Source organism: Bradyrhizobium uaiense (genome assembly GCF_010811875.1).
Taxonomy (GTDB): Bacteria; Pseudomonadota; Alphaproteobacteria; order Rhizobiales; family Xanthobacteraceae; genus Bradyrhizobium; species Bradyrhizobium uaiense.
Window position 1 is genome coordinate 18,025 of the sequence record NZ_VKHP01000048.1, and the last position, 26,856, is coordinate 44,880.

Genomic DNA, 26,856 nt, shown 5'->3' on the forward strand with positions numbered 1-26,856 from the left:
CGCCTCATGTCTTCGAGAGTGAGGCTAGTGGGTTTAAGGTAAAATATTACCGTATGGACTTTTGCCTGCCAGACTTCCAATGTGCCTCCTGAAAGGTGCTTGAGATGGGAATGAAAGAGACGATCGCGGTCATTAACCAAATGGAAGCGGATGGCGTCGTCGGTCGCTATGCGATCGGCGGTGCGGTTGCCGCCTTCAATTACATCGAGGTGTCATTCACCGAAGATCTGGACATTCTCGTCTCATTTGAAGATCAGGTCCAAGCCAAGGCCACGGGTCTGGTAACTCTCGGACCTATCCTTAAATATCTGGCAGGAAAGGGCTTTACCGAATTCAGAAAAGAGGGCGTCGTCGTTTCTGGATGGCCCGTTCAGTTTCTGCCGGTAGCCAAACCTCTCGATGAGGAGGGGCTGAAGGAGGCGATCACGACCGAATTGCGGGTCAATTCGGAAACCACGATTCAGTGTCGCATCTTGCGAGCTGAACATCTCATGGCGACCGCCCTAGACGTCGGGCGCCCCAAAGATTACGCTCGAATTGTCCAATTCATCGAAGCGGGTAATTTCGATCCCGTATACTTGCGCGGCGTCTTGGAGAGGCACAACCTCGCGGCAAAATGGCAATCTTTCTGCGATAGATTTGAGATCGCCAACCCATGCATCGATGGGTCTAAACCGTGAAGCAGAACCAGTCTATCTATCCCGATATCTCGGATATCCTCCAGCGCAAAGCTGAAGGACGGCGAAACATTATTGCACTTTCGTTCGCCGAGAAAATTGAGATGCTGGAGATCATGCGGGATCGGATTTCCCCGCTGAGAGACGCACGCAACAACCGGACAGCCAACTCGCCTGATCCAGTCGTTTGGGTTGAGCAGTAAGTCACACCCTCCGTCAAATTCTGATGATAGATCGTCCAAGTGTTCCTCCGAGAAGACTTGGAGGAGACACGGTGCTAACCTTTCGAGCCAGCTAAGCCGATCCTGTCGCGGGACATCAGCCTTTGAGGGAAGCATGAGCGAGCAGATTATCAATGAGCAGGCGCTACTTACGTCGGCAACAATCCTTCAGCTCTCCGGCGAAGCCTCCGAACAACGACGCGCGACACGTCTTTTGGCCGATCTTCGGGCTGGCGAGCCCGTCGCTGATCTGCTGAACGAAACCAAACCGTCGGGGCCGGGTCGTTTTGGCGCGGGCCTCGAGGACTCGGCGATTCTCCTGGCCGTATATTCGGCCCTTCAGGCTTTTTGGAAAGTCTATCTGGAAAAACTGGTCGCAAAGGGGGCCGAAAAGGCCTCGAATTTGACTGCGGCGTTGTTGGACAAGCTTTTCAAACAGGACCTTGAAGGCTCGGAGCGAGACAAAACGATCTCCGAAATCAAGAAGTGTCTTGAGGTCGAAGCGCACAAGCGCAAAATCAGCCAGGCAAAACTGAGGAAGCTCCTCGAAGCTGTCGACAAGCTTGGAAAGAAGTAGCGACGATCGCATTCTGGACGCGCTCACAAAGGAGATTGGGTATCACGAATTCTTTTTCACTTTCGTGCTTATCCCGCTCCTGAGCCTCTTTGTCCCGACTGTAGCCCTTACCGTTTATTCCTTCGGGCTCGTGGCGCAAACCATTGCCGTTTACGTTTTCCAGACAAATGTCAGCCTCGCCGTTGTTGGAGCAACCTGCGGTCTCTACCTGATATTGCTCCTAGCATTTTTCTGGTGGCTGCGACGCGCAAAATCGCTGCCTTTCACGTTGACATGGCTCCATCTGCCCTCGGCCGAAAATTCGAATGCGTTCGAAACTCCGAAACCCAGGCCGATCAGAGAGGATGATGTGAGGGCCTCTTTTGAGAGCGTCCTCGCAGAGATGTGGCCCCGGTTCAATAGGAATGGACCGGTCCCGTCTGTCAGCTATTTTCGATCAACGACGGTATTGGATGCTTTCGCTGTCGCCGACGGCACCGAAGCGAGCATTTGCGTGAGCGAACCTCTGCTCGACAAGGGAGTTGAGGATCCGCTGACGCCACTCATTCTGGCTCACGAGCTCACTCACATCGCCTACGGCGACGTTACCCGCATTGCCCGAATCAACCGCACTTTAAGGAGATATCTGTTCATCGCGCGGATCGCATTTCTTCCTCTCGCGCTGGTTCTAAGCGTGCTTTGGCTTGTGGACAGTGTGCACGATGTGCGGTCCATGGTTCTGATTCCGGAGACCAAGAACGGCCTCGGCGGCCCCTTGACCGATCTCGTCGCTCTTGCGTTCGTTCTGTTGCCTGCGCCAGTCAGCTATGTCGCGACGATGCGCTACGCCGGTTACATATTTTCACTCATCGAACTTCGAGCGGATGCCGGCATTGCCATCGCCTGCGAGGCTCCGCGGTCTCAGCACCGGCTATCTCGCGGTCTGGATCCTATCCCGACCGATAAGGAGCTTTTCGCGAAGCTCTCTTAGCTTCATTGTTCTGATTTTGTTTGCCCTGCTGGCACAGGCCGTTGCATTCTGGATGACGTATCCGTTTCCGCGACCCTTTGATTTGCGGGAGTACATCCTCGGTGGTCCTCAACCGGCCGCGGTCAAGCCTTGGGCCGCGGTCGTTCCTCTTGTCCTGGTCGTCGTTCACGGGCTACAGGTGTTGGTCTTCAAAATGCGTCCTCGCCCACCGTAACGCGCATTGGATACGCCGCTGCCCGCAAAACTAAATATTGACGGGTCCCGGCTCGGTACCGCTAGCGCGCGCCCCAAGCCAAAGCAGGGGGCGCAACCACCATGGCGGCATTGCAAAGTCCTCGCGCAGCGAAACGTTTGCGTCCTCGTATATCCTGCCCGCCCGTTTGTCGGCGGTCACCAGGCCATCGAAATAGGTGGCGAACGCCGCAAGATTTACGTCGATCAGGTCGTTACGTAGCCTATCCGGTTTCGTCTGCTTCGCGCCACCTTCAGCGATCCGCATGAGGATCGACAGATAACCGCAAAGCGCGTAGCGAAAAATGAAGGTGCTTCTCACCTCCGGTAGTCTCGGTGGCTTTATCAAGCCGCCATGACTCTTGAAAAGTTCGTCCGTAAGTAACATGACATTTCGAACGAGCTTCTCGCGCATTTGCGGCGTGTCTTCTTCGCGCCGACGCAACGTCTTCAACTCCGTCTGCGAATAGGTTTTCTCGACGAGATCGATTCCGAAAGCGAGTGTAGGCATATCCTGGAGCATCCGTGCAATATGACCGGTTGCTTCACGTCCATGGTCCAAAAGCTGCCGTTGAAGCGAGACGTCACCACGTTTTGCGGCAAGCAAGGCCTGGCAATATTCCGAAAAGCCACCGGTTTGAATCTCGTCGATTAAAGGCGCTTGCGAAACCGCCGCCGGTCCTGGCAGATGGCATATATCCCGTGTGCTCTTAAGTATCAGCACCTGCTTCGGGTATTGGGCGAGGATCTCCATCGTTCCATAGAATCCAGGTGAGGGTGTCTCCCTTGTAGGTCTCCATCGCCAGATAGTCCGTTAGGACCGCGTAGTTGTCGATCGATGCCGAAAGATACGATCTCAGGCTCTCCTCTTGTAGCTGATTTGAGTCGATGACCTTTCTAATCCGGCGGCGCTTGCCGGCAAATCTTGAGGCTAAGCCATCGAATGTCACGGCCACACCACCAAGATGTCCTCGAAGCCTGGCTTGTAGACGATGATCCTTTGAAAAACGTGCGAAGCAATCTTGAGATGCCCAACGCTGATTTCTTGCTCCTGGGCATTGTCCATCCAATCGACGATTATCAAAAGCCAATAGGCATCGCAGGCAGAATAATCCGCGGCCTTGGACTCTTTCTCCCTGATGATCCTTTCCAGTTCCGTCTGCGACATCAGGTCGACCGCGTACACCTGGGCCAGGCGCCACTTGGCGTCGTCGTACTCCTTGCTGTTCAGATAAAGCGTCGAGATTTCCGGCATCGATTGAAACAGCTCCGGGTCGACCGGCCCGCTCGGATGAGTGCTGATCGCTGCCGCAAAAGCGCTCAGCTCCTTGGGCAGGGCCTTTCTTCTTGGGGGCGTGATGGGCCGATCCGGATCAAAGCCAATGGTAACCTCGAACTTCCTACCGCCCGCATTCAAGTGCAGCTTGTGGGCATCCGATACGACACCTTCACGGAGCGGCCTTTGCCTTTGCTCACTTGCGAGCGAGCCTCCCTCCTGCAAGTAGAAACGTGTCAGCTCGATGCCGGTCGTGCGGTCGCCCCTGATCACGACATCCGGCTTATCGGCATATTCGATTGTGCCCGTCGGCAAGCTGTATGCTTTGCTGAATTCTTCGAAATAACGACGCTCGATATCGCGGGTGGTCCTCTTGCCGAGACGTGCAGTCATGTCACCAACCTTGAAGTCTATTGGTTAGTCTCTGGATCCAGCATTCCTATTGCGCGGATTGGTTGAGCTCGCGAGTTTGGCAGCGGTTTTTTGAATGTGCTGGCCGAAGTCGAGGACCAGAAACACGACCTTGACGTTGCCGAATTCACCCCGATAGCGGGCGATCAAACCAGTCGGCTTCGAATCTGTCTGTTGTATGTTCTTGCAATCGACATAGCCAAAGCCCGCGGGTGCATCATCCTTTGCTGCCTGCCGCAAGTGCTCGATAATTGAAGCAGGGCTTTCGATCGTGGCATAGGTCAGGTGAAAGAAGAGCCGGCAAGTCGAATACAGGAAATAGGAAGAGCTCTACTCTCTGATTGGCGAGGCCAGCGTCCGTTAAAGCCTTCGCAAAGACCGGTCCCACGTCACGAAGCTTGCCGGTTGCCAAGGTTCTGAAGTTTGTATCGGGGTCTTCCAGACCGTCTGCCGCCAGCTCGGCGTAACCGGTGAAATCGAAGCCGACCAGACACGTCACCACCTCGAGCCGATCATTGTAAGCCTCGTCGAAGGGATCAAGGTAGCGAAGCAGCGACGTCCGCGCCGTCTCATCGAGGCCAGAAAAATCAATGTGCCGTTGGACGAGTTCGATCTCGTGCTGCATCTTCTCGCGGCTCAAGCTGGTTTCGATAGACGAAAGCGCAGACGCGATTGCTTTGGCAATATCGCTGTGGAACTTGGCTTCTCCAGAGAAGAGAATGAGGCGGTTAGTTTTTGCGTCGAAACGGACATGTATGCCGTCGGAGCCATGGACGGGCATTTGAGCGCTGGTTTTGAGCGACATCTTCGCGATGATTTGCGGTGCGTCCAGCAACCACTCTGTAAGTAGATAGAGTAGCAGCTCGCCAGCCTCCCCACTGCGCTGCGATGATTTTCTCGCCCTGATGAACAGCGAGCGCGCCTCTTGCTCCAAGCGTGAGATCGCCTGATGCCGTTCGAACGCTGTCTTCATCGTCTCCTGCGCCGCGTAAACGGCCTCCACCTGCTTTCGTGGAAGGCTGAAGTGCGTCAGATACAGAGCGATTGCTCTAACGAGTTCTTCGACCGTAGCCTGGGCATCCCGGAGTGCAGGATAGTGCAGACGCAAGTTGAGATGTTTGTGGTTGGTGACGATATCGTGCTCTGCCGTATGGATACGCGACGATAGGACCGTCCAGTCCTTCTTTATTACCGCCAGCGCGGTCGCCAGAGCGTCAAATTCCAAGATTCTGTCGCCGAGATCCGAGACCTAGAGCCGAAGTTTGACCGAAATCTAGCATCATCACCGGCGTTCGCCAATTGAATGGCGACCCGGGAATCACGCCAAAGTTGTGGGCATCGAACGGTCTAAGAGACTTACCGAACCTCCGCTTCCTGACCTTCTGCCAATGTCAGCTCTTGGCGCACATATCGGAAGTACGAAGTCAGGCGTTGAATGGCCGCTTGTAATGAATAGGCATAAGCGCTTTCCTCGAAGACCGAAATTTCAAAAATTATGTAGTTATTTCAATGACATATGAGTTCGTGATTTTATTCTGAATGGCGCGCCACCGCCGTGCCCTGCGCGTCTGCGGTCGCGGAAGTTGCCGATACCTCATTTTGAGGTGTGGCATGTCCGGTGTTGGACGCACGCTCCCTGGCCTTTGATTACCAGGACACACAATGTGCTCGCCTATTGGGTGGGGAGTTCGCGGGCCGAGAGTGCTCTGCCCAGAATGTATCCGGATATTCCGCTTAGCAAGGCAGAGAGTTTTGCTTCGAAGTGTATTCAATATGCCAAAAAGGGTAGGCGCAGCAGTGCCCATCTGAATCGGCTGTCCCGCCGTTTTCACATTCATTTTGAACTGGAATTTCTACGCGGTTTTGCGGCATGCGGGGCTGCAATAGGACCACGCGTGTTAGCCTGAGTGCTCCTCCCTCGCCGTGCAGGGATGCTCGAGGCATAGAGAGCAAAAGCTCGGCGGAAGCACTCCGGTTCGCTGAGTGTGGGCACCTTGCTTTTGATCTGATCGAAGTATTCGTCCCGCATGAAGTTTCCCCAAACCCGCTTGTGAAAGTCGACCCTTCCTCGATAAGCGGAATTTTTCCGCCAGCGTGTGACTGAGCTAGGCGAGACGGACATATGGCCCGCAAGTTCACGAACCCGCGTGTGCCGCCCCTGTAGGTTCAGTTGAGCTTCCATCTCCGCCGCTCGATCTAGCTGGACGAAACTCTCGGCACGAGACCTTCGGTGACGATCAATGTCGAGCAATTCTTGAAACAGACAGACCAGCGCCTCGCCACCGATGCACTCCAGTAGCTCTACCGCCACGTCTGAGATTACCGTTCTGGACAAAGCCACATTGCGTCGCACAGGGGCGCCTCCTGATTTTCCTTCGGCTACGCGCAAAACCTTCAACTCTCGACGAAGCCAAGAGGCGACCGCTTCCTTGGTTTCCCAATCTGAATCCACAAGCGCAAGCATTGATACGTGACTCGAAAACTCCCCTCGTTTCTCGATAAGCTCCGAAGCTGCGGACTTCCGATGAAACCACGCGTCGTCATTCATATCCGGGCATAGATACTCGGGAAATCGATTGCTGCTCTCAGATTCGTGGGCGGCTCTTACGAGGTCGAGCTTCGTCTGGCGATAAGCCTCGCCGCTTTCTTTGAACCTTTTGCGGGCCGTGGCTGCATCTTTGGCGCTCATTTTTTTCATTGCCGCATTGACTCCACGTCGCGATGCCTGAGCGTGATATTAGGTTGTTACGATCACAGTGTCTGTTGCGAGCGAAAACCTGTGCGCAACAAGAGCGATGACGTTATTCGATCGTCAGCCGATTGTCCGGATGATTCAGAGGAATCTGATCGCCAGATTGTTCATTTTGGGCCGACTTACCTCAACCTTGGATCATCATATTTCGCGGAGATTATCTAATGACTGGTCTGATTGAATTGGTGAAAGCCGTTGGCAACATCCCGCTATCAACGCTGGTTGCTATGGTGCTACTAGCGGGCTTCGGCTTATCGGCCTTTGCGATTTACGTAGTCGCGAAGATTGCGGCAGCGCGAACCAATGGTTCTTCATAATAGAGCGCACGGTTGCAGATTGAGTAACACCATCTACTGCCATACGTAGGGTAGATTGCTCACTTCAACGGATTTTGGGGTCGTCGATCAGACAAGGAATATAAGCCCGAGCCAAACACAACGTCAGTTGTTCTCCGCGCGGGCTTAGCCGATCGATCCAGTCCATCGACATCGCGTTGAAATTAGTCGGATAACCTCGCGATCAACTCCAATAGAAATGCTGTGGCAGCGCGTGTATTTTCAATGACGTGATGACCCGCATTCTGCGTCGTAAAATGCCGTGCGCCGCCACGCACCCCAAATCCAGCGATGCCAGTGCATCGGCCGTCGTCAGCGCCTTCAGCAACGGATCGCCCATTCAGGCCGCCGACATCAGCTACGAGCTGGCGCACGGCCTGCTGTTGCACCCGCCAATGAGGATTCTCGACCCGTCGGGCACGCGCAAATACGACAAGGCGATGGAAGAGGAAGCCAACTGGCTCGGGCCCGCGCTTCTCGTCTCGGATGAAGCCGCGATGCATATCGCGGCGCTGGGCTGACGATCGCCAAGGCCTCAGACATGTAAAGCGCAAGCGAACCGCTGGTCCGGATGCGGCTCAACGTCTCCGGCGCTTACCAGCGTTTGGCAAACCGTCGCCGCTATGCCTGAGCTTTTAGGGGCGCAGGCAAACGCTGGCTGATCAGGCGGGTGCTACGCAGCCGCTCGTGGTGCGGCCCGGGTGAATTCATCGAGCTTGTCGTCCAGCTCAAAAAAGTTCGCTGCAGTGTCACGGAGCTCCTTTGCGGCCTGGCCCCAAAACGCGACCTCGACCTTAAAGCCACGCTCGATCAGTTTTGCGACAACCGGCACATAGTCCGAGTCCCCGGCAACCAGCAGGATATCGTCGTTGTCCTTGTCGATGACGTTGAACGCGTTGTCCATCATGGCCGTCGCGATCGCCACGTCGACCTTCTTCTCCTTGTTGCCGGCGTTCTTGTTGTAGACGTGGGTCTTGAAGCCTGCCTTGTCGACCATCTTCCAGAATGAGTCGCCTGGAGGCGGCGATCCCCACAGCTTAGCCACGGTGTCCTCACCGCTGACGTATTTGTACAGTTTTCCGTAATCCAGCACCCAACCGTGGTCGACAATGCCGTTTCTCATGGCTTCTGCGATGTTCTTGGCCCTGCCCTTTCTCACGGCCGAAACCCGGGAGCCTTCGATGTAGAGGTTTGAATTATCGACGTAGGTGTAGGTGGTCATGCGGTCGCTTCTCCAATGATGATCGTGAGAAAATGATCAAAATAATGATTCGAAAAAATAATGACCCCGACGAGCGGGGCTTAGCCGATATGGGCATACGGTGCCGACCTCGCAAGGCCTCGACCTTTAGGCGCCGCGCGCATTCGCGATCGCCCGACGATCTTTCGCGCGAAGTGGCTAGGCCACCGCGGGCGAAGCGGAGACTTGGCCGCCATCGAGCAGCTGGAGCACGCTGTGCGAGGCTGTCACGCCGCCGACCACCCGCGTCATGGCGTCCGGCTCATCGGCATCCCAACTGACGCGAATGCCCCCGAAGAGCTGAAACACCCAGATCGACATCTCCGGCAAGTCCATGCTTTGCGCGGCCTCATAGGCGAGGGCGCCGGCGGCGATGGCATTGCCGGCGAGCAGCCTTCGGTGGACCTCCTTGCCGGCCCGGTTGAGAAAGCCGGCCCATACCCCATGCTTTTGCCGATCGAGCACCCCCCAATGGTGGAAGAGCAGTCCCTCGGTGACGAACTTGAACACTCGCCAACCCGGTCACCATCAAAGGGCAACGTCATCGCCGCCACGAGGATGCCGTTTCGAAGCGTCGGTTCTTGCGGTGGCCGGCCGTTAGCTGCCCCTTTAGCTCGGCATTCTTGTTAAGGCGCCGCTCCACCATCGTCGGACGCGAAAGGGAGGAACCGTCGGTTAGATCGCAACCCGATCTGAGTGTCGATATCGGCACGTCTCCAGGATTTGAACCTACTCTCGTACCGCCTCTAAGCCGGCGCGCGATCCGTTGCTTGGCGTCCTTCTCGGAAATTACGTAATTGATCACGAGATCAATGTTGCGCTGGCGCTCCCCTTCGATCCGATCACGTTTTGCTTCTAGTCGCGCGCGCACTGCGACCGCGTGCCCCGCAAGCCGCTCCCGTTCACTGTTGTAGTTGCGGACATAAGTCTCGATCAGCTGCGGCTCTTTCAGTTCTTCCGCCATGCCGCTGAGCACAAGTCTTTCGATGTCGCGCAGGTAGATGATCTTTCGATTCGAACAACTCCCGCTCTCGCGAACCGCCGAGCAGCGAATCCTGGTCTTTCCAGTCTTGTCACGGTCATGGACCGACATCCCCGATCCGCAACAACCGCAGCGAAGGAGACCGGAAAGGAGGTGCGGTGGCCGCCGCTTCACGTGGCTGGCCAAGTGGCTCTTCTCGGTTTTCAGAGCGTGAGCCTGCTCCCAAACGGACTGTTCGACGATCCGAAGCTGAGGCGCCTCGATGCTCTGCCACTCATCGCGAGGGTTCGGGCGAGACAGCCGCTTGCCGGTGTCAGGATCCTTGACCATCCGGACTTTGTTCCAAACGATCCGCCCGACATAGAGTTCGTTCAAGATGAGCCCAGCACCACGTTCGGCGTTCCCATTGATCGTCGACGCGTTCCATAGCCGGCCTCGCGGCGGACGAACGTTTTCTCGGTTGAGATCGTGTGCGATGTCCCGCGGCGTTCGTCCCCCGGCATAGGCCGTGAAAATTCGTCGGACGATCGCAGCTTCGTCTTCGACGATTTCGAGTTCGCCGGCTTTGCCGGGAATAGCTCGATATCCGTAGGCGCGTCCGCCGGCGTGTCGACCGTCGCGTATCACACCGGCCATACCGCGACGGACCTTCTTCGCTCCGTCTTCGCGCTGCATCTGTCCAACGAGGCCGCGAATTCCAATCAAGATCGAATCCGCGGTGCCATCATGAACGGCTTGGATTTGGATGCCCTGGAAAGATAGCCTTTTGTGAATGCCGGCCAAGTCTTCCATATCACGAGAAAGCCGATCCAACGCCTCCACAATGACGACGGTGAAACGTTGTTGGCGAGCCGCATCCATAAGCTGCATCAAGCCATCGCGACCGAATACAGAGGCTCCAGAACGAGCTTTGTCCTCGAAGATCGCAACGACGTCGAGCTGATTACGGGCCGCATAGGCCCTACATAGAGCAATCTGATCTTCAGTCGATTTTTCGTTTTGAAGCTCGGTCGAGAACCGAGCATAAACTGCTGCGGACTTCATCTTGAACACCACCGCTGATGCGTTTCTCGCTGGCGGCGTCAATATGAGTTTTTATCAGCCGCTCATTCTCGAAGAGATGATCGCGCCTCGCATCGGCGATTGCAAGAGCTTCAACGAATTTGACTAAGGCACGATCTATTCCAGGTGAGTTTACCCACGGTGGCGCATGTTCCTTTGCTTTCGCACGCTTCATAACGCCAGGATGCTGCAAGCGGTTCAAGAAGGGTAGGTTTCTTAGACATCGATCGCAGAATTGGATATGATCGAAAGAAAAATCGATAGATTCTCGGGAGCGTAGAGATCTGAGCAGGCGTTATGCTCTCGCAGATGACAGGCTCGGCAATTCCCGCAGCACACCGTCATGAGAAACGGGGTAACGAGTAGCTTCGTTGATTTCGCTGCTTCATCTTTTGAGTCGGAGCGCATTCTTGCATTTTGGCCGAGTCTTTTCTTGTGCGGTCTGTGGTCATTTGTTGAAACCGTAGCCGTTGCGCACGCGCGCACCAGCCGAGTGGCCGGGTCTCCTTGAGCCTGACGTTATCGAACGCTACGAGGATGATGCTCTTCGATTTGCCCTTGAGCTCGTTCTGCAGGATCGAGAAGTCGGTCGTGCCGTCGGCCGCCATCGGTTTGTTACGCTGAAATGCCACTGGAAGAATTCCACGCACAGTTCGAATCGTTCCGGAACCTGCGAATCCCTGTCGCGTTGCTTCAATGTCACAACAGGAGGCACCGATGGCGGCAGCGAAGAAGAGCAAGACGGCGCGCGGACGAAAGCAGGACCGGGCGCGGGTGGCAGGCGGGCAGGACTACGAAGTACAGTACGAGGCGAAGACCGGAAGTCGGCACCGGCGGTGAAGAAGGTCGTCAAAAAGGTCGGCAACGCGCGCAAGCGGGTGGGAAAACGGTAAGGCCGCTGAGTCGGAGACGAATTGGCGTGGATGCTTGGTGCCGGTCCTCCTCGTTGGGGGCATTCTGGACAGGTGTCTCAAATCGAGTCTATGGAGCACGTGGATTGCCCGTCCCCAGAGCGTCCGTATTGTCGGCCTTCGTTCAGTGGTCATCAGCATAGAAGTAGACCTCGAATGCGACGAATCCTGTGGTCCGCCATCTGTTCCAGCTCCTCACACAAGGCTGGATTCCCAGTAAGCAGAGGACAAGGTTTCCCCAATTCTGAGATCCCTGTGAAAGATGCCGAGCGGTTCTTGCAGGATGGCCAGCATCACGTTCGCTTAGGTCTTTGCGCGTGCAGCCAGAGCCGCACCGCGCTCTCATGTGTTGGGAGGAAGCGGCCCCTGACTTGCAGCCGCAAGTGATCGAGTTCGCGCTCGTCGTGCCAGAGACCAAGCGATCCGCATTCAGCTTCAGGAATCTATCGTGTACCTTGATACCGAATCCGTCGGGCCCTTTGCGGTCGGGAAAGGTCTGAGCCGCATGCGCCATCCAACCCAGCGAGATGTCGGAGAGGCGGTTTCATTTTCGGGATAACTACCGCCGACATCGGAGTGGTTTCCTGCGAACCACATTCCACTGCCAATCCGGTTGCTTGAAATCCGCGCAAGGCCGCGCCGCACATTCAGCGCGAGAGCAGGCTTTTGTCGGGCACCTGCTGCGCCGTTGTCGGCATTGAGACCCAATGCCAGAAACCTGACATACGCGCGCTACGAAGTGCCTGCTGGGACTGCGAACTCACCTCGGCACGCGATTTGCTCTGTTCACGGCATCATCACCAATCCCGGTGCGATGATCTTCGGGACGGACACGGCGCGCGTCGCTGTTCGCGTTTGGTCCGTTCCGACGGCTTGCTGTGGCATGACTTGGCGCTCGGTAGTGGACCGAGAAAATGCAGGGAAGGATTGGATGCGATCTAGAGTTCTTCTTTTGGGAGCCAGCGAAACTGCCACCGGAAAAGTGCGATTGGTCCGGAGGCTATATTGGCGGGCAAGTTGGTGGCGGGTGCTTCGCGCCTCCTTCCCCAATCCCTACGGTCAGTCGATCTTTGGCGATGCCGGCAGGTTCGATGTCATGCGGCGGCACAGCCCGCACCTGCCGTTCGGCTAGGGCCGCTTTTCCGCCTGAGCGTGCGCTGGGTGCCTGGAATTGCGATGAGCCTTCTTCGCGCCACGCGTGCGGATGGGAGATCGGGTACGGACCAACGCCGCGGAGGCTGTCGTCTACCTGCCGTCTAATGCATTCGCTGCCTGCGGCTCCTATCGGTCACCTTCCGCCCTTTCATCGCTTAGAGAGTGATTTGCCACCATGTCCGAACAATCCTTGCCGACGCTGCCGATGTGGCGAGTCGATCACATCGAGCCTTCGCCGGAGATGTTGGCGCTACGCGCCAACGGTCCGATCCACCGCGTGCGCTTCCCGTCCGGACACGAAGGCTGGTGGGTGACAGGTTACGACGAGGCAAAGGCGGCGCTGTCGGACGCGGCGTTCCGGCCCGCGGGAATGCCGCCGGCGGCATTCACCCCGGATTCGGTGATTCTCGGTTCGCAGGGGTGGCTGGTCTCGCACGAGGGAGGCGAGCATGCCCGGTTACGCACGATCGTGGCGCCTGCCTTCAGCAACCGCCGGGCCAAGCTGCTCGCGCAGCAGGTGGAAGCGATCGCCGCGCAGTTGTTTGAGAAACTTGCGGCCCAGCCTCAGCCCGCCGACCTGAGGCGCCACCTCTCCTTTCCGCTTCCGGCCATGGTCATCAGCGCGCTGATGGGCGTGCTCTCCGAGGATCGCGCCTTTTTCGCCCGGCTGTCCGGCGAAGTGATGACGCACCAGCATGAAAGCGGACCGCGCAGCGCGTCGCGCGAGGCCTGGGAAGAACTGCGCGTCTACATGCGCGGCAAGATGCACGACAAGCGCCAGGCTCCCGGCGACAACCTGCTGACGGATCTGCTCGCGGCGGTCGACCAGGGCAAGGCGACCGAGGAAGAGGCGGTCGGCCTTGCGGCGGGTATGCTGGTGGCGGGGCACGAGAGCACCGTCGCGCAGATCGAATTCGGCCTGCTGGCCATGTTCCGCCATCCGCAACAGCGCAAACGCCTGGTCGGCGATCCATCCCTGGTGGACAAGGCGGTGGAGGAAATCCTGCGCATGTACCCGCCGGGCGCCGGCTGGGACGGAATCATGCGCTATCCGAAAACCGATGTGACCATCGCGGGCATAGATATTCCCGCGGAGAGCAAGGTGCTGGTCGGGCTGCCGGCGACGTCGTTTGACGCGCGCCATTTCGACGCCCCGGAAACCTTCGACATCGGACGTGACGAAAATCCTCACCTGGCGTTTTCTTACGGACCGCACCACTGCATCGGCGCAGCGCTGGCGAGACTCGAACTCAAGGTGGTGTTCGGTTTGATCTTCCAGCGGTTTCCTGCGTTGCGCCTGGCCGTGGCGCCCGAAGAACTGAAGTTGCGCAAGGACATCATCACTGGTGGGTTCGAGGCGTTTCCGGTGCTCTGGTGATTCGCGGGACGCCGCCGGCTATCGCGATCTTCTCTGCAATTTATCGGCGCGCGCTCCCGTCTGATCAGCCAGCCAATAGGTAACCAAAATGGACGTGCAAGCAGCCACGGCAGTATGTCGGGACGCCTTCGCCGAACTGGCGTCGCCAGCGTGCCTTCACGACCCGTATCCGTTCATGCGGTGGTTGCGCGAGCACGATCCGGTGCATCGCTCAGCGTCGGGCCTCTTTCTGTTGAGCCGCCACGCCGACATCCTCTGGGCGCTCAAGGCCACGGGCGATGCGTTTCGGGGACCAGCGCCGGGCGAACTGGCGCGCTATTTTCCGCGTGCAGCCGCCAGCCTGTCGCTCAATCTACTGGCGTCCACGCTAGCGATGAAGAACCCACCGGCGCACACGCGTCTGCGCCGGCTGATCTCGCGCGATTTCACCATGCGCCAGATCGACGACCTGCGGCCGAGCATCGCGCGCATCGTCGCCGCGCGCCTCGACGGCATGGCTCCCGCGCTCGAGCGCGGGGAGGCCGTGGACCTGCATCGGGAATTCGCGCTGGCCTTGCCCATGCTGGTCTTCGCCGAACTGTTTGGCATGCCCCAGGACGACATGTTCGGGCTCGCCGCCGGCATCGGCGCCATTCTGGAAGGCCTCAGCCCTCACGCCAGCGATCCCCAGCTCGCCGCGGCGGACGCGGCCAGTGCCAGAGTGAAGGCCTATTTCGGCGGTCTCATCCAGCGCAAGCGCACCGATCCCCGCTTCGACATCGTGTCGATGCTGGTCGGCGCACACGACGATGATGCCGACACGCTATCGGATGCGGAGTTGATCAGCATGTTGTGGGGTATGCTGCTGGGCGGCTTCGCCACCACTGCTGCCACCATCGACCATGCGGTCCTGGCGATGCTGGCGTATCCCCAACAGAGGCACTGGCTGCAGGGAGGCGCCGTGGGGGTGAAGGCGTTCGTCGAAGAAGTCCTGCGCTGCGACGCGCCCGCGATGTTTAGCTCCATTCCGCGTATCGCCCAGCGCGACATCGAATTGGGCGGCGTGGTGATCCCGAAGAACGCGGACGTGCGCGTGCTGATCGCGTCCGGCAATCGTGACCCGGACGCCTTCGCCGATCCCGATCGCTTCGATCCGGCGCGGTTCTACGGCACCAGTCCAGGCATGTCGACCGACGGGCAGATCATGCTGAGCTTCGGCCACGGCATCCACTTCTGCCTCGGTGCGCAACTGGCCCGGGTACAGCTGGCCGAGAGCCTGCCGCGGATCCAGGCCCGTTTCCCCACGCTGGCATTGGCCGGGCAGCCGACCCGGGAGCCCTCCGCGTTCCTTCGGACGTTCCGCGCGCTGCCGGTGCGGCTGCATGCGCAGGTGAGCTGAGATGCGCGTCGTGGTCGACCAGGATCTGTGCGGAACCAGCGGGCAGTGCGTGCTGACGCTGCCGGGCACCTTTCGCCAGCGCGAATCGGACGGCGTGGCCGAAGTGTGCGTGGCGACGGTCCCGCAGGCGCTGCACGCCGCCGTGAAGCTGGCGGCGAGCCAGTGCCCTGTCGCCGCCATTCGGGTCATCGAAAGCGACGCTGGCGATGACGAGCCCGGCAGCGCCGACCCTCCGCCTTCTCCACTTGAGGCCGAGCGGCATGCCGCAAGAGACCAACGCCATCCAGGAGGACACGATGGGACGGTTTGAAGGCAAGGTGGCCGTGGTGACCGGTGCCGGCGCCGGCATCGGCAAGGCATGCGCCCTCGCTATCGCGCGCGAGGGAGGCAGGGTGGTGGTCGCCGACATTGATGGCTCGGCGGCTATCGCCAGCACCGCGCAAATTGCATCCGAGGCGGACCGCGCGCTGGCCTCGGCCACAGACATCGCCGATGCGCAGGCGGTGGCTGCGCTATTCGAAACGGCGGAGCGGCACTTCGGTGGGGTCGACCTGCTGGTGAACAACGCGAGCGCCATGCATCTGACTCCGCGCGATCGCGCGATCCTCGACCTGGACCTGGCGGTCTGGGATCAGACAATGGCGACCAATCTGCGCGGTACGTTGCTCTGCTGCCGGCAGGCCATCCCACGGATGATCGCCCGCGGTGGTGGCGCGATCGTCAACATGTCGTCGTGCCAGGGGCTCAGCGGTGACACCGCGCAGACGTCCTACGCCGCGTCGAAGGCGGCGATGAACATGCTGTCCGCCTCGCTCGCCACCCAGTACGGTCATGCGCAGATCCGCTGCAACGCGGTTGCGCCGGGTCTCATCATGACCGATCGTCTCCTCGCCAAGCTGGACGAGTGCACGCAATGGCATCTGCGCCGGCACCAGCTCCTGCCGCGCGTCGGCCGCCCCGAAGACGTGGCCTCGCTGGTGGCGTTCCTGCTCTCCGACGATGCTGCGTTCATTACTGGCCAGGTCGTGTGCATCGACGGCGGCATGATGGCGCATGTGCCGACGTACGCCGATGGTGGCAACAGCCGCGACGCGCGTCCTTCCGGCAAGACCGCCGAAGCGGACGCGTCGCGGGGCTGCTGATGGACATGCTGCTCAACCCGCTGAACCGTCGGCATCGGCTGCGGCACGACATCCCGGTCGTGCCGGGTGCTTTCCCCTTGGTCGGACATCTTCCCGCCGTCGTCTGCGACCTGCCGTGCCTGCTGCGGCGCGCGGAACGGACGCTGGGCAGCCACTTCTGGCTGGATTTCGGCCCTGCCGGACATCTGATGACCAGTCTGGATCCGGACGCTCTCGCATTGCTCCGGCACAAGGACGTGTCCTCGGCGCTGATCGAAGACATCGCGCCCGAATTGTTTGGCGGAACGTTGGTTGCCCAGGACGGCATCGCGCACCGGCAGGCGCGCGATGCGATCCAGGTGTCGCTTCTGCCCAAGGGGTTGACCCAGGCCGGCATCGGCGAGCTGTTCGCGCCCGTCATCCGGGCGCGCGTGCAGAGGTGGCGCGACCACGGCGACGTAACCATCCTGCGCGAAACCGGCGATCTGATGCTCAAGCTCATCTTCAGTCTCATGGGAATCCCCGCGCAGGACCTGCCGGGATGGCGTCGCAAGTACCGGCAACTGCTGCAGCTGATCGTCGCGCCCCCGGTCGACCTGCCCGGACTGCCATTGCGGCGCGGTCGCGCCGCCCGCGACTGGATCGATGCGCGGTTGCGCGAGTTCGTCCGCGCCGCGCGTGAACATGCCTCGCGCACCGGCTTGATCAACGACATGGTGAGCGCCTTCGATCGCAGCGACGATGCGCTTTCCGATGACGTCCTGGTCGCCAATATCCGCTTGCTGCTGCTTGGTGGGCACGACACCACCGCCTCGACGATGGCCTGGATGGTGATCGAGCTGGCTCGGCAGCCTGGGCTGTGGGACGCCCTGGTCGAGGAGGCGCAACGCGTGGGCGCTGTGCCGACCCGGCACGCGGACCTGGCGCAGTGTCCGGTTGCCGAGGCGCTGTTCCGCGAGACGCTGCGCGTGCATCCGGCGACGCCGCTCCTGGTGCGTCGCGCAGTGCGTGACTTGCAACTCGGCCAACGGCGCATTCCTGCGGGCACCGATCTGTGCGTCCCGCTGCTGCATTTCTCGACCTCGGCGCTGCTGCACGAGGCGCCTGATCAGTTTCGGCTGGCGCGGTGGCTGCAACGCACCGAGCCGATCGGGTCGATGGACATGCTTCAATTCGGTACCGGTCCACACGTCTGCATGGGCTACCACCTGGCATGGCTGGAACTGGTGCAGTTCTGCATCGCCTTGGCGCTGACCATGCACGAGGCCGGGGTGCGGCCGCGGTTGCTGAGCGACGCCGAAAAAGGCCGGCGCTATTACCCGACCGCGCATCCGTCCATGACTATCCGCATCGGATTCTCATGAGCTGGCATCGCATGCGCATGTGGCGCGGCAGCGGCGCCGGCGACGCGCGGCAATGCTGCACTCGGCGCGCGCACGGTGCGACGCCGACAACACCGCGGCGCCCCGCCGCTCGCCGTGGCGGCCTCCTGTCAGGTACGAGCATATGAACAACTTGCAGGCCGATACCACGCCACAGGACGACAGGACTGGTGCTTCTTCGCTCGGCGGATTGGGCGGACAGGCGCGCGGCGCATCCGGCGGGCTGCTGCCCGAGATCTGGATGCAGGAGGGCGCAAAGCGGGTCGAAAAGGTGCTGGAGCGCCTTCTCTTCGTCGAACATGACGGTGAGACCGAGCTGATGGCGGCGATGCGCTACGCTACCTTGTATGGCGGGAAGCGTACCCGTGCCTTGCTCTGTTTGGCTGCCGGCGCACTGTCCGATACGCCGGCGCACATGCTCGACGACGTCGGCGCTGCCATCGAGATGATGCACGCTTGTACCCTGGTCCACGACGATCTGCCTGCGATGGACGACGATGTGCTTCGCCGCGGCCTTCCGACCGTGCACGTCAAGTACGGCGAAGCTATTGCGATCCTGGTCGGCGACGCGCTGCAGGCGCACGCCTTTCTGACCCTGGCGAGCCTGGATGCGCCAGGCGATTACCGTATAGCGCTCGTGCGCGAGCTGGCGCTGGCGGTGTCCGCAGAGGGTGCCGCAGGCGGGCAGGCCATCGATCTGTCGCTGGTTGGAAAGCACGTGGAGCTGGACAGGATCGTGGCGATGTACCGGATGAAGAGCGGAGCGCTAGTGCGCGCATCCGTTCGCATGGGCGCGCTATGCGCCATCGCGGATGATGCCGCGCACGCTGCGCTGTACTGTGCGCTCGATCGCTACAGCGCCTGTTTCGGCCTGGCGTTGCAGGTGATAGACGACATTCTCGACGTGACAGCAGATACCGCGACGCTGGGCAAGACCGCCGGCAAGGACGCGGCGGCGCAGAAGCCGACCTGCGCGTCGATCATGGGGCTGCAGGCGGCGCGCCAGTTCGCGCTGGATCTGTTGCGCGATGCCGGGGAAGCCATCGCGCCGATGGGGCCGCGCGCAGAACGGTTGGCGCACATCCTGCGGCGGGCCAACGCGTATCTGTTCAAGCACGCGCCATGCGCATGAGCGTGCCCGTCCGCTTGGAGACGCTCCTTTGCCGCTGCGATCGGTCGGCGGCCGCGGTGCGTCCATGCTGCACTAATGTGCGAAGTGCCCGGCGCCGATCGCGGAGGTTGCCGCTGCGCGCTGTGCGCAAGCCGATGCGGCGGGCCCGCGCCAGCATCGGGGCGGTCGGCGCGCCGGAGCAGGGCGGCCGTCCGGCACTGCCCATACGACGGCTTGCAGCGACATGATCGACGTCTGCCCATCCGTCTGCAGAAGGAGCATCCCGCGTGAACGCGCTCTCCGAACAGATCCTCTCCGAATTGCGTCGCCTGCTGAGCGAGATGAGCGATGGCGGCAGCGTCGGTCCGTCCGTCTACGACACGGCGCGAGCTCTGCGGTTCCATGGCAACGTCACCGGTCGGCAGGATGCATACGCGTGGCTCATGGCGCAGCAACAGGCCGATGGCGGATGGGGAAGCGTGGACTTCCCGCTGTTCCGCCATGCGCCTACGTGGGCGGCATTGCTGGCATTGCAGCGGGCCTATCCTCTTCCCGGCGCTGCCGACGCAGTCCAGGCTGCAACCCGGTTCCTCCAGCGCCAGCCCGATCCCTACGCGCATGCCGTCCCGGAAGACGCGCCGATCGCCGCGGAGCTGATCCTGCCGCAGTGTTGCGGCGAGGCCGTATCCTTGCTGGGCGGCACGGCGTTTCCGCGCCACCCGGCGCTGTTGCCGTTGCGGCAAGCGCGCCTGGTCAAGCTGGCGGCGGTGACGACGTTGCCGAGCGGCCATCCGTTGCTGCACTCCTGGGAAGCCTGGGGGACGTCGCCGACCACCGCATTCCCGGATGAGGACGGCAGCATCGGCATCAGTCCGGCGGCCACCGCCGCGTGGCGCGCGCACGCCGTGACACAGAGGAGCACGCCGCAGATCGGGCGCGCCGACGCGTATTTGCAGACGGCATCGCGGGCGACGCGCAGCGGCATCGAAGGGGTCGTTCCCAACGTCTGGCCGATCAATGTGTTCGAGCCATGCTGGTCGCTGTACACCCTGCATCTGGCCGGGCTGTTCGCGCATCCCGCGCTCGCCGAGGCGGTGCGCGTGATCGTTGCGCAGCTTGACGCGCGTCTGAGCGGGCGCGGTCTGGGCCCGGCCTTGCATTTCGCGGCGGATGCGGACGACACCGCGGTTGCGTTGTGCGTCCTGCGCCTTGCTGGCCGTGACCCGGCGGTCGATGCGTTGCGCCATTTCGAAATCGGCGAGCTGTTCGCCACCTTCCCCGGCGAGCGCAATGCCTCGGTGTCGACCAACATCCATGCCCTGCATGCCTTGCGGCTGTTGGGAAAGCCCGCCGCCGGCACCAGCGCCTACGTCGAGGCCAATCGCAACCTGCAAGGTCTATGGGACAACGAAAAATGGCACGTTTCGTGGCTGTATCCCACTGCGCATGCGCTCGCTGCGCTGGCGCAAGGCAAGCCGCAGTGGCGCGACGAGCGAACGCTGGCGGCGCTGCTGCAGGCGCAGCGTGAGGACGGCGGCTGGGGCGCCGGTCGCGCGTCCACATTCGAGGAAACCGCCTATGCGCTGTTCGCGTTGCGCGTGATGGACGGGAGCGAAGAGCCGACAGGGCGCTGGCGCATCGCGCAGGCGGTCGCACGTGCGTTGGACTGGATGCTCGCCCGCCATGCGGCGCATGCATTGCCGCAAACGCCGCTGTGGATCGGCAAGGAACTGTATTGCCCCACCCGGGTCGTGCGCGTGGCCGAACTCGCCGGGTTGTGGCTGGCGCTTCGTTGGGAGCGGCGGGTCCTGGCCGAGGGAGCAGGAGCGGCGCCATGATCCAGCCCGAACGCGCGCTGCAGCAGGTGCTGGAGTGGGGGCGTTCCCTGACCGGGTTCGCCGACGAGCATGCCATGGAAGCCGTCAGGGGCGGCCAGTACATCCTGCAGCGCATCCACCCGAGCCTGCGCGAAATCAGCGCCCGAACCGGCCGCGATCCGCAGGACGAAACGCTGATCGTGGCGTTCTATCGCGAATTGGCGCTGCTGTTCTGGCTCGACGATTGCAACGACCTTGGCCTGATCGCGCAGGAACAACTCGCCGCGGTGGAGCAGGCGCTGGGACAGGGCGAGCCGTGCGCGCTCCCCGGATTCGAGGGCTGCGCTGTGCTGCGCGCTTCGCTGGCTGCGCTTGCCTACGATCGTCGCGACTATGCTCAGCTTCTCGACGATACCCGGCGCTACTGCGCGGCGCTGCGCGCCGGACAGGCGCGGACGGCAGACGCGGAACGCTGGTCCTACGCCGAGTACCTGCACAACGGCATCGATTCGATCGCCTACACGAACGTGTTCTGTTGCCTGTCGTTGCTGTGGGGGCTGGACATGGCGACCTTGCGCGCGCGTCCGGCGTTTCGCCAGGTCCTGCGGCTCATCTCCGCGATAGGGCGCCTGCAGAACGATCTGCATGGACGGGACAAGGACAGGTTGGCCGGCGAGGCCGGCAACGCGGCGATCCTGCTGCTGCAGCGCTATCCGGTTATGCCTGTCGTGGAGTTCCTTAACGACGAGCTGGCCGGCCATACGCGCATGTTGTATCGGCTGATGGCGGAAGAACGCTTTCCCGCGCCGTGGGGAGCGTTGATCGAGGCCATGGCGGCCATCCACGCCCAGTACTACCAGACCTCGACCAGCCGCTACCGCAGCGACGCCCCGGGGGGAGGCCAGCGTGCGCCGGCTTGAACGCGCGGGAGGCGATGGCGATGGCGTGCACGCACTGCCGTCGGTCCGATCCGGCGCATCGCCGTCGCCCGATGCGACCGACGGAGCGAACATGAGCGACACGGCGCCCTGAGCCGGCGTAGGGACGGCCATCTGGACCTCGTGCTGGGTCAGCAAACGGCGCCGGCCACGGTTGCAAGAACTGCGAGCGATTGATCGAACACGATGCGGTGATCGCGCTTTTCAACAAAGTGGTGGAGATCGCCAATGACCGGGGCTGGTTGTCGGCGAACATTTCAGTGTGGATCGTACGTTGATCTAGGCTTGGGCCGGGCAGAAGAGTTTCAAGAAGGACGGCGATGACGAGGGCGGCAGCGACTTCCGCGGACAATCGCGCAGCAACCACGCGCACATGTCCACGAGCGATCCGGATGCGCGGCTGTATCGCAAAGGCAGCATCGGACACGCGCTCCGCTCACTTCTGAGCAATTCGATGGCGGCACAATGGCGCGAGCCGCAAGCGGTCGCTAAGTTTTTACAAATTTGGAATCTAGGTATGTTGGGGATGCAGGAAATGCCTCACGTGCCTCTCGATGCGCCGCAGTCCCCAAGCGACAACTACGTTCGGATTGACTGAGCACAGTTGCGGAAACATGGCGTTCTGACGGGCCCTGACGTCGACGATCACGCAGTCTGCGTTTACCAGCGCGCAATATGAAACCCGGCTAACGACACCCACTTTCGAATAGTCGGCGAGAATAACGCGCTTCCGCGCATCATCAAACATCGCTCTCGCTGTCTCTATTTCGTCGGGATGTAGCTCATCGCACCAGCGGTCCCATCGAAAACCGAACGGAGGGACCATCGCGAAATCTGCTCGGTAGCGAGCTATCTCATTGACGGTATTCGCCCCGAGCGTTGCGGGCGGATCGTCTGTCCCACCCAGGATCAACCCCTGTTTCCGCGCTGCGTGCAATCACCCGCGGAAGTCAAGCACTTGGCGGCATTCAGAGAGTTGGTGACGACAATAAGCTCTTCCATCTGAGCTGAGCGTTGGGCCAGGGTGGTTGTCGTGCTTCCCGCGTCGAGAAGGATCGTCTGACCGGCCTCGACCATTGCTGCCGCTGCCCTGGCGTTCGTTCTTTTCTCGCGGCTACGTACGGCAGTGCGCAATTGGCAGGGAGCCTCCTTGTCCTTGGCAACCGGAACGACTCCGCCGCGGACCCGGCGGAGTTCTCCGCTTTCTTTCATTTCCATGAGATCGCGGCGTATCGTTTCGAGCAACACGCCAAAATCTTCCGTCAGCCGATCAACGCTTAGCGTGCCGAACGTTGCCAACATCGATCGAATGTGACGCCGTCGTTCCTCTTGCCACATAGATGCTCCCCAGTATCTTAGCAGTTTCTATCGTCGGCTTCGGGCCATAGCGCGACACGACAATAGGCTCGATGCGTCCAACCGACATGATGCTGGCGCCCATCCTTCCACGTAACTGACCGACTCAGCCGCGCTTCTATCGTTTCTAGAGCAAGGGCAGAACTTCGGCGTGAAGTTCTGCCGTGCTTGCAGCGATGACCCGCTTGCCGGAGGTGATCGTGAGCGGCTTGCCCTCCCAGTCGGTGACAATGCCGCCGGCTTCTTCGATCACCGGCACCAGCGCCATGAAATCGTAAGGCTCCATCCGCGTCTCGATGACGAGGTCGATGTGTCCCGATGCAAGCAATCCATAATTATAGCAATCGCCGCCGAAGCGACACATCCGGGCAGTTTGGCTGATGCCCAGGATTTGATCGCGTTCTGATTCTGTAAAATAGAGGGGCGACGTGGTGTAGAAGTTCGCGTCGGCGAGGCGTCGGCAGTCGCGAACTTGGCATTTTGTGCGAATGCCGCTCGAGTTGACAAACCAGCTACCCAGGCCGGTTGCGCCCGTCCAGCGTTCCCGCAATGCGGGCATCTCAACGACGCCAATCTGTGAACGCCCTTGGATAGCGAGCGCGACCAGCGTTCCCCAAAGCGGAGACCCGGAAATGAAGCTGCGCGTGCCATCTATGGGATCAACCACCCACGTAGGCGAATCGAGATCACCCTCGATCCCGTATTCTTCACCGAAAATCGCGTGCTCTGGAAATCGAGCGGAAATCGCCTTTCTGATGGCTTCCTCGACACGCCGATCTGCCTCCGTAACGGGGCTCTCGTCATCCTTCGTGTTGATGTCTATCGGCCGTCGAAACCATTCGGTGGCGTGAGAACCTGCGCTTCCAGCGATCTCGAACGCGAAATCGACCAAATCAGACATCGAGTCTGCACCATCCATGCTGGCAACCTCCTGAGCATTACAGATCCAGCTTAAGGTACAAAAACACATATTGCCATATCGCTTTTGATACCGTGGATTCGGTTGCCACGCAGAAACCCAAAAAAAGCTATCCCGATTATTGCTCGCATCTCTAACCGGACGGTCACTCCGGCCTACCATGCGGTAATTGATATTGGCTTCGACAGAGAAATGCTTTTGGCTTCATCGGGCAATTACCAATCGCCGGAAGAATGTGCCGACACCTCCTGGAGGCGCCAAAACCCACATTGGTCCGCGATAGTCAGCTCCTCATCTCTTCGCGCATGCATGCTCGCCTTACCGAATGGAGCAGCAAGGCTCGGGGCTAGACGCAATACCAGCGCGTTATAAGCGTCGCTCGGTGTTTAGCGGCACGTTCAATCCGAAGAAAATCGACCGCTCAGCATCAAACGATGCATTTTGCATCAACAAAAGAATACCGCTTTCCCGGACTGGCTGAAAAAGAGATTGCCTTGGACTCGCTCGTCTCTGCTTTCTCTGAGACTATTGATCGTTCGCCGATGCTGCCTGCGAGGGGAATGCGGATGACTTGCAATGGCCCGTTTGACCGATCCCGAAGTCGCGCCGCGCCGCTGACATCGTGTCGAACGGTGTGTTGTTGACGCAGCGAGCGTGTGCCGGCGCGTATCACGGATACTGATCGGCCACCCTTCCCCTAGTTCAAATCTGCCGGCAGCTCGCATGAGTCGCGCTGTAACCCACTGGATGGGCGCCCGCGCGAACGCTTCGTGCTGCCTTCCTCACCCCGTCACGTCCAACGTTTGAGGCAATTCCAATGACTACCAGCCATGATCAGGTCAAATTCGCTTACTGGGTTCCAAATGTTTCCGGTGGCCTTGTAATCAGCAAGATCGAACAGCGAACCGGATGGGACATCGACTATAACCGCCGCCTGGCGCAGATCGCGGAGCAGAGCGGCTTCGACTATGCGCTGAGCCAGATCCGCTTCACCGCCGGTTATGGCGCCGAGTTCCAGCATGAGCCGGTCGCTTTCAGCCACGCGTTGCTCGCGGCGACCACGAAGCTGAAAGTGATCGCGGCGCTGCTGCCCGGACCGTGGAATCCGGCGGTCGCGGCCAAGCAGATCGCAACCATCAGCCAGCTCACCGAAGGCCGCGTCGCCGTCAACATCGTCAGCGGCTGGTTTCGCGGCGAGTTCACCGCGATCGGCGAGCCCTGGCTCGATCACGATGAACGCTATCGCCGCTCCGAAGAGTTCATCCGCGCGCTGCGCGGAATCTGGACCCAGGACAATTTCACCTTCCGCGGCGATTTCTACCGCTTCTCCGACTACACGCTGAAGCCGAAGCCGGCGCATCCATTGCCCGAGATTTTTCAGGGCGGCAGCTCGCGCGCCGCACGCGACATGGCCGCGCGGGTATCGGACTGGTACTTCACCAACGGCAATTCGGTCGCGGAGATCAAGAAGCAGGTCGACGACATCAGGGCGAAGGCGCGCGCCAACAATCACGCGGTCAAGATCGGTGTCAACGCCTTCGCGATCGCGCGCGACACCGAGGCCGAGGCCCGCGCCGTGCTCGACGAGATCATTGTCAAGGCCGATCCGGAGGCGGTCAACGCGTTCGGGCATGAGGTGAAGAATGCCGGCAAGGCCTCGCCGGAAGGTCAGGGCAATTGGGCGCAATCGAGCTTCGAGGATCTCGTCCAGTACAATGACGGCTTCAAGACCAATCTGATCGGCACGCCGGAACAGATCGCCGAGCGTATCGTCGCGCTGAAGCAGGTCGGGGTCGATCTCGTGCTGCTCGGCTTCCTGCACTTCCAGGAGGAGGTCGAATATTTCGGCCGCCGGGTCATTCCGCTGGTTCGTGCGCTGGAGGCAAAGACCGGCGCGCATGCCGAGGCTGCCGAGTGACGGGGAACCTTTCGACGTGACGGTGATGGTGACAAACGCTGAGGTGCTTGCGCTGGAGACGGCTCCAGCGCAAGGCAAGACGCGTGCAACCGCAACAGCCGATGTTCCGGAGCGGCGACCCGCGCAGGCTGCGGATCGCGCGGCACAGCCGGTGCTGGCCCTCAGCCAGATCGCGCTGACATTCGGCGGCCTCGCCGCGCTGCGCGACATCGACCTTGCGGTCGCACCGGGTGAAATCCGTGCCGTGATCGGGCCCAATGGCGCCGGCAAGAGCTCGCTGCTCAACGTCATCAGCGGGCTCTACCGGCCCGATCGCGGCCAAGTCTGGCTCGGCGAGCGCGCTTTCGTCCAGGTGCCGACGGCGCGATTGGCGGCGCACGGCGTGGCGCGCACATTCCAGAACCTCGCGATCTTCAAGGGGCTGTCGGTGTTCGACAACGTCCTGATGGGGCTCGCGCATCGCGTTCGCGCCGGCTTTCTGCGCCAGACCATCGCCTCGCCGTTGGCGCGCCGGATCGAGGCGGAGAATCGCGCCGCCGCGGAAGACGTTATCGGTTTCCTGCAGCTCGGTGACGTTCGCGAGCGCGCCGCCGGGACTTTGCCCTATGGCCTGCAGAAGCGGGTCGAGCTGGCGCGGGCGCTGGTGGCGCGGCCGACGCTGCTGCTGCTGGACGAGCCGTTCGCCGGCGTCACGTTGAGCGAGAAGCTCGAGCTGTCCGAGCATGTGCGCAATGCGCG

At 60.7% G+C, this 26,856-nt stretch carries 28 protein-coding genes and 4 pseudogenes; 20 read left to right on the plus strand and 12 right to left on the minus strand.

The window, feature by feature from the left end:
• Positions 1-110 precede the first annotated feature (110 nt).
• The 4 genes from FNJ47_RS14330 (at position 111) to FNJ47_RS14345 (ending at position 2,445) form a co-directional block, all read left to right on the plus strand.
• Positions 111-680 (plus strand): hypothetical protein, encoded by a 570-nt coding sequence (locus tag FNJ47_RS14330; protein ID WP_163154039.1) that lies wholly within the window; start codon positions 111-113, stop codon positions 678-680.
• Positions 677-880 carry a hypothetical protein gene (locus FNJ47_RS14335; RefSeq protein ID WP_163154041.1) on the plus strand — a complete coding sequence of 68 codons (204 nt, stop codon included), beginning with the start codon at positions 677-679 and terminating at the stop codon, positions 878-880. Before FNJ47_RS14330 ends, FNJ47_RS14335 begins: the two co-directional genes overlap by 4 nt.
• A 133-nt stretch (positions 881-1,013) precedes the next feature.
• A complete protein-coding gene (locus FNJ47_RS14340; RefSeq protein ID WP_163154043.1) occupies positions 1,014-1,475 on the plus strand; it encodes a hypothetical protein in 462 nt (153 codons plus the stop codon).
• Entirely contained in the window at positions 1,462-2,445 is a 984-nt protein-coding gene (locus tag FNJ47_RS14345) for a M48 family metalloprotease (protein ID WP_163154051.1), read from the plus strand. Before FNJ47_RS14340 ends, FNJ47_RS14345 begins: the two co-directional genes overlap by 14 nt.
• A 244-nt stretch (positions 2,446-2,689) precedes the next feature.
• On the opposite strand, the gene FNJ47_RS14350 is transcribed toward FNJ47_RS14345, so the two are convergent.
• The 4 genes from FNJ47_RS14350 to FNJ47_RS14365 all read right to left on the minus strand — a co-directional run bounded on the left by FNJ47_RS14350 (position 2,690) and on the right by FNJ47_RS14365 (position 7,061).
• A complete protein-coding gene (locus FNJ47_RS14350) occupies positions 2,690-3,430 on the minus strand; it encodes a hypothetical protein (RefSeq protein WP_163154053.1) in 741 nt (246 codons plus the stop codon).
• Positions 3,431-3,622: 192 nt separating this feature from the next.
• Positions 3,623-4,345, minus strand: coding sequence for a hypothetical protein (locus FNJ47_RS14355; protein ID WP_163154055.1), 723 nt, complete (start codon positions 4,343-4,345; stop codon positions 3,623-3,625).
• Between the two features lie 235 nt (positions 4,346-4,580).
• The gene (locus FNJ47_RS14360) at positions 4,581-5,588 is read right to left on the minus strand and encodes a HamA C-terminal domain-containing protein (protein ID WP_235999878.1); all 1,008 of its coding nucleotides are present in this window, start codon (positions 5,586-5,588) and stop codon (positions 4,581-4,583) included.
• Between the two features lie 609 nt (positions 5,589-6,197).
• Complete coding sequence (locus tag FNJ47_RS14365) at positions 6,198-7,061, minus strand: hypothetical protein (protein ID WP_163154057.1); 864 nt, start codon at positions 7,059-7,061, stop codon at positions 6,198-6,200.
• A gap of 218 nt (positions 7,062-7,279) precedes the next feature.
• On the opposite strand from FNJ47_RS14365, the gene FNJ47_RS14370 reads away from it, so the two are divergent.
• Both FNJ47_RS14370 and FNJ47_RS14375 read left to right on the plus strand, forming a co-directional pair.
• The gene (locus FNJ47_RS14370) at positions 7,280-7,432 is read left to right on the plus strand and encodes a hypothetical protein (protein ID WP_163154059.1); all 153 of its coding nucleotides are present in this window, start codon (positions 7,280-7,282) and stop codon (positions 7,430-7,432) included.
• Positions 7,433-7,683: 251 nt separating this feature from the next.
• A complete protein-coding gene (locus tag FNJ47_RS14375; RefSeq protein WP_163154061.1) occupies positions 7,684-7,971 on the plus strand; it encodes a M78 family metallopeptidase domain-containing protein in 288 nt (95 codons plus the stop codon).
• A 152-nt stretch (positions 7,972-8,123) separates the two neighbouring features.
• Here the strand turns inward: FNJ47_RS14375 and FNJ47_RS14380 are convergent, their stop codons facing one another.
• The 3 genes from FNJ47_RS14380 to FNJ47_RS14390 all read right to left on the minus strand — a co-directional run bounded on the left by FNJ47_RS14380 (position 8,124) and on the right by FNJ47_RS14390 (position 10,716).
• Complete coding sequence (locus FNJ47_RS14380; RefSeq protein WP_163154063.1) at positions 8,124-8,672, minus strand: NYN domain-containing protein; 549 nt, start codon at positions 8,670-8,672, stop codon at positions 8,124-8,126.
• Positions 8,673-8,849: 177 nt separating this feature from the next.
• Positions 8,850-9,200, minus strand: coding sequence for a hypothetical protein (locus FNJ47_RS14385; RefSeq protein ID WP_163154065.1), 351 nt, complete (start codon positions 9,198-9,200; stop codon positions 8,850-8,852).
• Between the two features lie 31 nt (positions 9,201-9,231).
• Positions 9,232-10,716: a recombinase family protein gene (locus FNJ47_RS14390; RefSeq protein WP_163154067.1), complete on the minus strand. Its 1,485-nt coding sequence runs from the start codon at positions 10,714-10,716 to the stop codon at positions 9,232-9,234.
• Between the two features lies 1 nt (position 10,717).
• Between FNJ47_RS14390 and FNJ47_RS53215 the strand changes: the two genes are divergently transcribed.
• The gene (locus FNJ47_RS53215; RefSeq protein WP_283811247.1) at positions 10,718-10,843 is read left to right on the plus strand and encodes a hypothetical protein; all 126 of its coding nucleotides are present in this window, start codon (positions 10,718-10,720) and stop codon (positions 10,841-10,843) included.
• A 232-nt stretch (positions 10,844-11,075) separates the two neighbouring features.
• On the opposite strand, the gene FNJ47_RS55520 is transcribed toward FNJ47_RS53215, so the two are convergent.
• Positions 11,076-11,366, minus strand: coding sequence for a hypothetical protein (locus FNJ47_RS55520; RefSeq protein WP_163154018.1), 291 nt, complete (start codon positions 11,364-11,366; stop codon positions 11,076-11,078).
• 85 nt (positions 11,367-11,451) lie between these two features.
• Here FNJ47_RS55520 and FNJ47_RS14400 point away from each other — a divergent pair.
• A pseudogene (locus FNJ47_RS14400) lies at positions 11,452-11,627 on the plus strand (DUF3606 domain-containing protein).
• Between the two features lie 505 nt (positions 11,628-12,132).
• Here FNJ47_RS14400 and FNJ47_RS51210 read toward each other — a convergent pair.
• Positions 12,133-12,242, minus strand: a pseudogene (locus tag FNJ47_RS51210) (phospholipase effector Tle1 domain-containing protein); the annotation flags it as partial.
• A 733-nt stretch (positions 12,243-12,975) separates the two neighbouring features.
• On the opposite strand from FNJ47_RS51210, the gene FNJ47_RS14410 reads away from it, so the two are divergent.
• From FNJ47_RS14410 to FNJ47_RS14455, 10 genes and pseudogenes are all read left to right on the plus strand, one after another.
• Positions 12,976-14,178 carry a cytochrome P450 gene (locus tag FNJ47_RS14410; protein ID WP_163154069.1) on the plus strand — a complete coding sequence of 401 codons (1,203 nt, stop codon included), beginning with the start codon at positions 12,976-12,978 and terminating at the stop codon, positions 14,176-14,178.
• 88 nt (positions 14,179-14,266) lie between these two features.
• Positions 14,267-15,556: a cytochrome P450 gene (locus tag FNJ47_RS14415; protein ID WP_163154071.1), complete on the plus strand. Its 1,290-nt coding sequence runs from the start codon at positions 14,267-14,269 to the stop codon at positions 15,554-15,556.
• Between the two features lies 1 nt (position 15,557).
• Positions 15,558-15,866, plus strand: coding sequence for a ferredoxin (locus FNJ47_RS14420; RefSeq protein WP_163154073.1), 309 nt, complete (start codon positions 15,558-15,560; stop codon positions 15,864-15,866).
• Positions 15,853-16,698: an SDR family oxidoreductase gene (locus tag FNJ47_RS14425; protein ID WP_163154092.1), complete on the plus strand. Its 846-nt coding sequence runs from the start codon at positions 15,853-15,855 to the stop codon at positions 16,696-16,698. The genes FNJ47_RS14420 and FNJ47_RS14425 overlap by 14 nt, the downstream gene beginning before the upstream one ends.
• A complete protein-coding gene (locus tag FNJ47_RS14430; RefSeq protein WP_163154075.1) occupies positions 16,698-18,041 on the plus strand; it encodes a cytochrome P450 in 1,344 nt (447 codons plus the stop codon). Before FNJ47_RS14425 ends, FNJ47_RS14430 begins: the two co-directional genes overlap by 1 nt.
• 142 nt (positions 18,042-18,183) lie before the next feature.
• Positions 18,184-19,191 carry a polyprenyl synthetase family protein gene (locus tag FNJ47_RS14435; RefSeq protein ID WP_430649381.1) on the plus strand — a complete coding sequence of 336 codons (1,008 nt, stop codon included), beginning with the start codon at positions 18,184-18,186 and terminating at the stop codon, positions 19,189-19,191.
• 266 nt (positions 19,192-19,457) lie between these two features.
• Positions 19,458-21,008 carry a hypothetical protein gene (locus tag FNJ47_RS14440; RefSeq protein ID WP_163154077.1) on the plus strand — a complete coding sequence of 517 codons (1,551 nt, stop codon included), beginning with the start codon at positions 19,458-19,460 and terminating at the stop codon, positions 21,006-21,008.
• Positions 21,005-21,907 carry a terpene synthase family protein gene (locus FNJ47_RS14445; protein ID WP_163154079.1) on the plus strand — a complete coding sequence of 301 codons (903 nt, stop codon included), beginning with the start codon at positions 21,005-21,007 and terminating at the stop codon, positions 21,905-21,907. The genes FNJ47_RS14440 and FNJ47_RS14445 overlap by 4 nt, the downstream gene beginning before the upstream one ends.
• A gap of 25 nt (positions 21,908-21,932) precedes the next feature.
• Positions 21,933-22,084: pseudogene (locus tag FNJ47_RS53920) on the plus strand (type 2 isopentenyl-diphosphate Delta-isomerase); the annotation flags it as partial.
• Positions 22,084-22,361: pseudogene (locus tag FNJ47_RS14455) on the plus strand (IS5/IS1182 family transposase); the annotation flags it as partial. The pseudogenes FNJ47_RS53920 and FNJ47_RS14455, both read left to right, overlap by 1 nt.
• A gap of 75 nt (positions 22,362-22,436) precedes the next feature.
• On the opposite strand, the gene FNJ47_RS54695 reads toward FNJ47_RS14455, so the two are convergent.
• From FNJ47_RS54695 to hisN, 3 genes are all read right to left on the minus strand, one after another.
• On the minus strand, positions 22,437-22,862 hold the full coding sequence (locus tag FNJ47_RS54695) for a DeoR/GlpR family DNA-binding transcription regulator (RefSeq protein WP_430649382.1): 426 nt from the start codon (positions 22,860-22,862) through the stop codon (positions 22,437-22,439).
• Positions 22,835-23,263, minus strand: coding sequence for a DeoR family transcriptional regulator (locus tag FNJ47_RS53220; RefSeq protein ID WP_163154083.1), 429 nt, complete (start codon positions 23,261-23,263; stop codon positions 22,835-22,837). The genes FNJ47_RS54695 and FNJ47_RS53220 overlap by 28 nt, the downstream gene beginning before the upstream one ends.
• Before the next feature lie 145 nt (positions 23,264-23,408).
• The gene (hisN, locus tag FNJ47_RS14470; protein ID WP_163154085.1) at positions 23,409-24,200 is read right to left on the minus strand and encodes a histidinol-phosphatase; all 792 of its coding nucleotides are present in this window, start codon (positions 24,198-24,200) and stop codon (positions 23,409-23,411) included.
• 817 nt (positions 24,201-25,017) lie between these two features.
• Between hisN and sfnG the strand changes: the two genes are divergently transcribed.
• Together sfnG and FNJ47_RS14480 are read left to right on the plus strand one after the other, a co-directional pair.
• Complete coding sequence (gene sfnG, locus FNJ47_RS14475; protein ID WP_163154086.1) at positions 25,018-26,118, plus strand: dimethylsulfone monooxygenase SfnG; 1,101 nt, start codon at positions 25,018-25,020, stop codon at positions 26,116-26,118.
• A gap of 25 nt (positions 26,119-26,143) precedes the next feature.
• The coding region (locus FNJ47_RS14480; RefSeq protein WP_175068378.1) for an ABC transporter ATP-binding protein at positions 26,144-26,856 on the plus strand (713 nt) is incomplete at its 3' end.

Excerpts from the sequence above, each read along its gene's own strand:
- sfnG (WP_163154086.1), top strand. The coding sequence starts at position 25,018 with ATGACTACCAGCCATGATCAGGTCAAATTCGCTTACTGGGTTCCAAAT.
- FNJ47_RS14415 (WP_163154071.1), top strand. The coding sequence starts at position 14,267 with ATGGACGTGCAAGCAGCCACGGCAGTATGTCGGGACGCCTTCGCCGAA.
- FNJ47_RS14410 (WP_163154069.1), top strand. The coding sequence starts at position 12,976 with ATGTCCGAACAATCCTTGCCGACGCTGCCGATGTGGCGAGTCGATCAC.
- FNJ47_RS14375 (WP_163154061.1), top strand. The coding sequence starts at position 7,684 with ATGACCCGCATTCTGCGTCGTAAAATGCCGTGCGCCGCCACGCACCCC.
- FNJ47_RS14420 (WP_163154073.1), top strand. The coding sequence starts at position 15,558 with ATGCGCGTCGTGGTCGACCAGGATCTGTGCGGAACCAGCGGGCAGTGC.
- FNJ47_RS14355 (WP_163154055.1), bottom strand. The coding sequence starts at position 4,345 with ATGACTGCACGTCTCGGCAAGAGGACCACCCGCGATATCGAGCGTCGT.
- FNJ47_RS14370 (WP_163154059.1), top strand. The coding sequence starts at position 7,280 with ATGACTGGTCTGATTGAATTGGTGAAAGCCGTTGGCAACATCCCGCTA.
- FNJ47_RS53220 (WP_163154083.1), bottom strand. The coding sequence starts at position 23,263 with ATGTGGCAAGAGGAACGACGGCGTCACATTCGATCGATGTTGGCAACG.
- FNJ47_RS14350 (WP_163154053.1), bottom strand. The coding sequence starts at position 3,430 with ATGGAGATCCTCGCCCAATACCCGAAGCAGGTGCTGATACTTAAGAGC.
- FNJ47_RS14380 (WP_163154063.1), bottom strand. The coding sequence starts at position 8,672 with ATGACCACCTACACCTACGTCGATAATTCAAACCTCTACATCGAAGGC.
- FNJ47_RS14435 (WP_430649381.1), top strand. The coding sequence starts at position 18,184 with ATGAACAACTTGCAGGCCGATACCACGCCACAGGACGACAGGACTGGT.
- FNJ47_RS14340 (WP_163154043.1), top strand. The coding sequence starts at position 1,014 with ATGAGCGAGCAGATTATCAATGAGCAGGCGCTACTTACGTCGGCAACA.
- hisN (WP_163154085.1), bottom strand. The coding sequence starts at position 24,200 with ATGGATGGTGCAGACTCGATGTCTGATTTGGTCGATTTCGCGTTCGAG.
- FNJ47_RS14445 (WP_163154079.1), top strand. The coding sequence starts at position 21,005 with ATGATCCAGCCCGAACGCGCGCTGCAGCAGGTGCTGGAGTGGGGGCGT.
- FNJ47_RS14390 (WP_163154067.1), bottom strand. The coding sequence starts at position 10,716 with ATGAAGTCCGCAGCAGTTTATGCTCGGTTCTCGACCGAGCTTCAAAAC.
- FNJ47_RS14330 (WP_163154039.1), top strand. The coding sequence starts at position 111 with ATGAAAGAGACGATCGCGGTCATTAACCAAATGGAAGCGGATGGCGTC.
- FNJ47_RS14430 (WP_163154075.1), top strand. The coding sequence starts at position 16,698 with ATGGACATGCTGCTCAACCCGCTGAACCGTCGGCATCGGCTGCGGCAC.
- FNJ47_RS14365 (WP_163154057.1), bottom strand. The coding sequence starts at position 7,061 with ATGAAAAAAATGAGCGCCAAAGATGCAGCCACGGCCCGCAAAAGGTTC.
- FNJ47_RS14425 (WP_163154092.1), top strand. The coding sequence starts at position 15,853 with ATGGGACGGTTTGAAGGCAAGGTGGCCGTGGTGACCGGTGCCGGCGCC.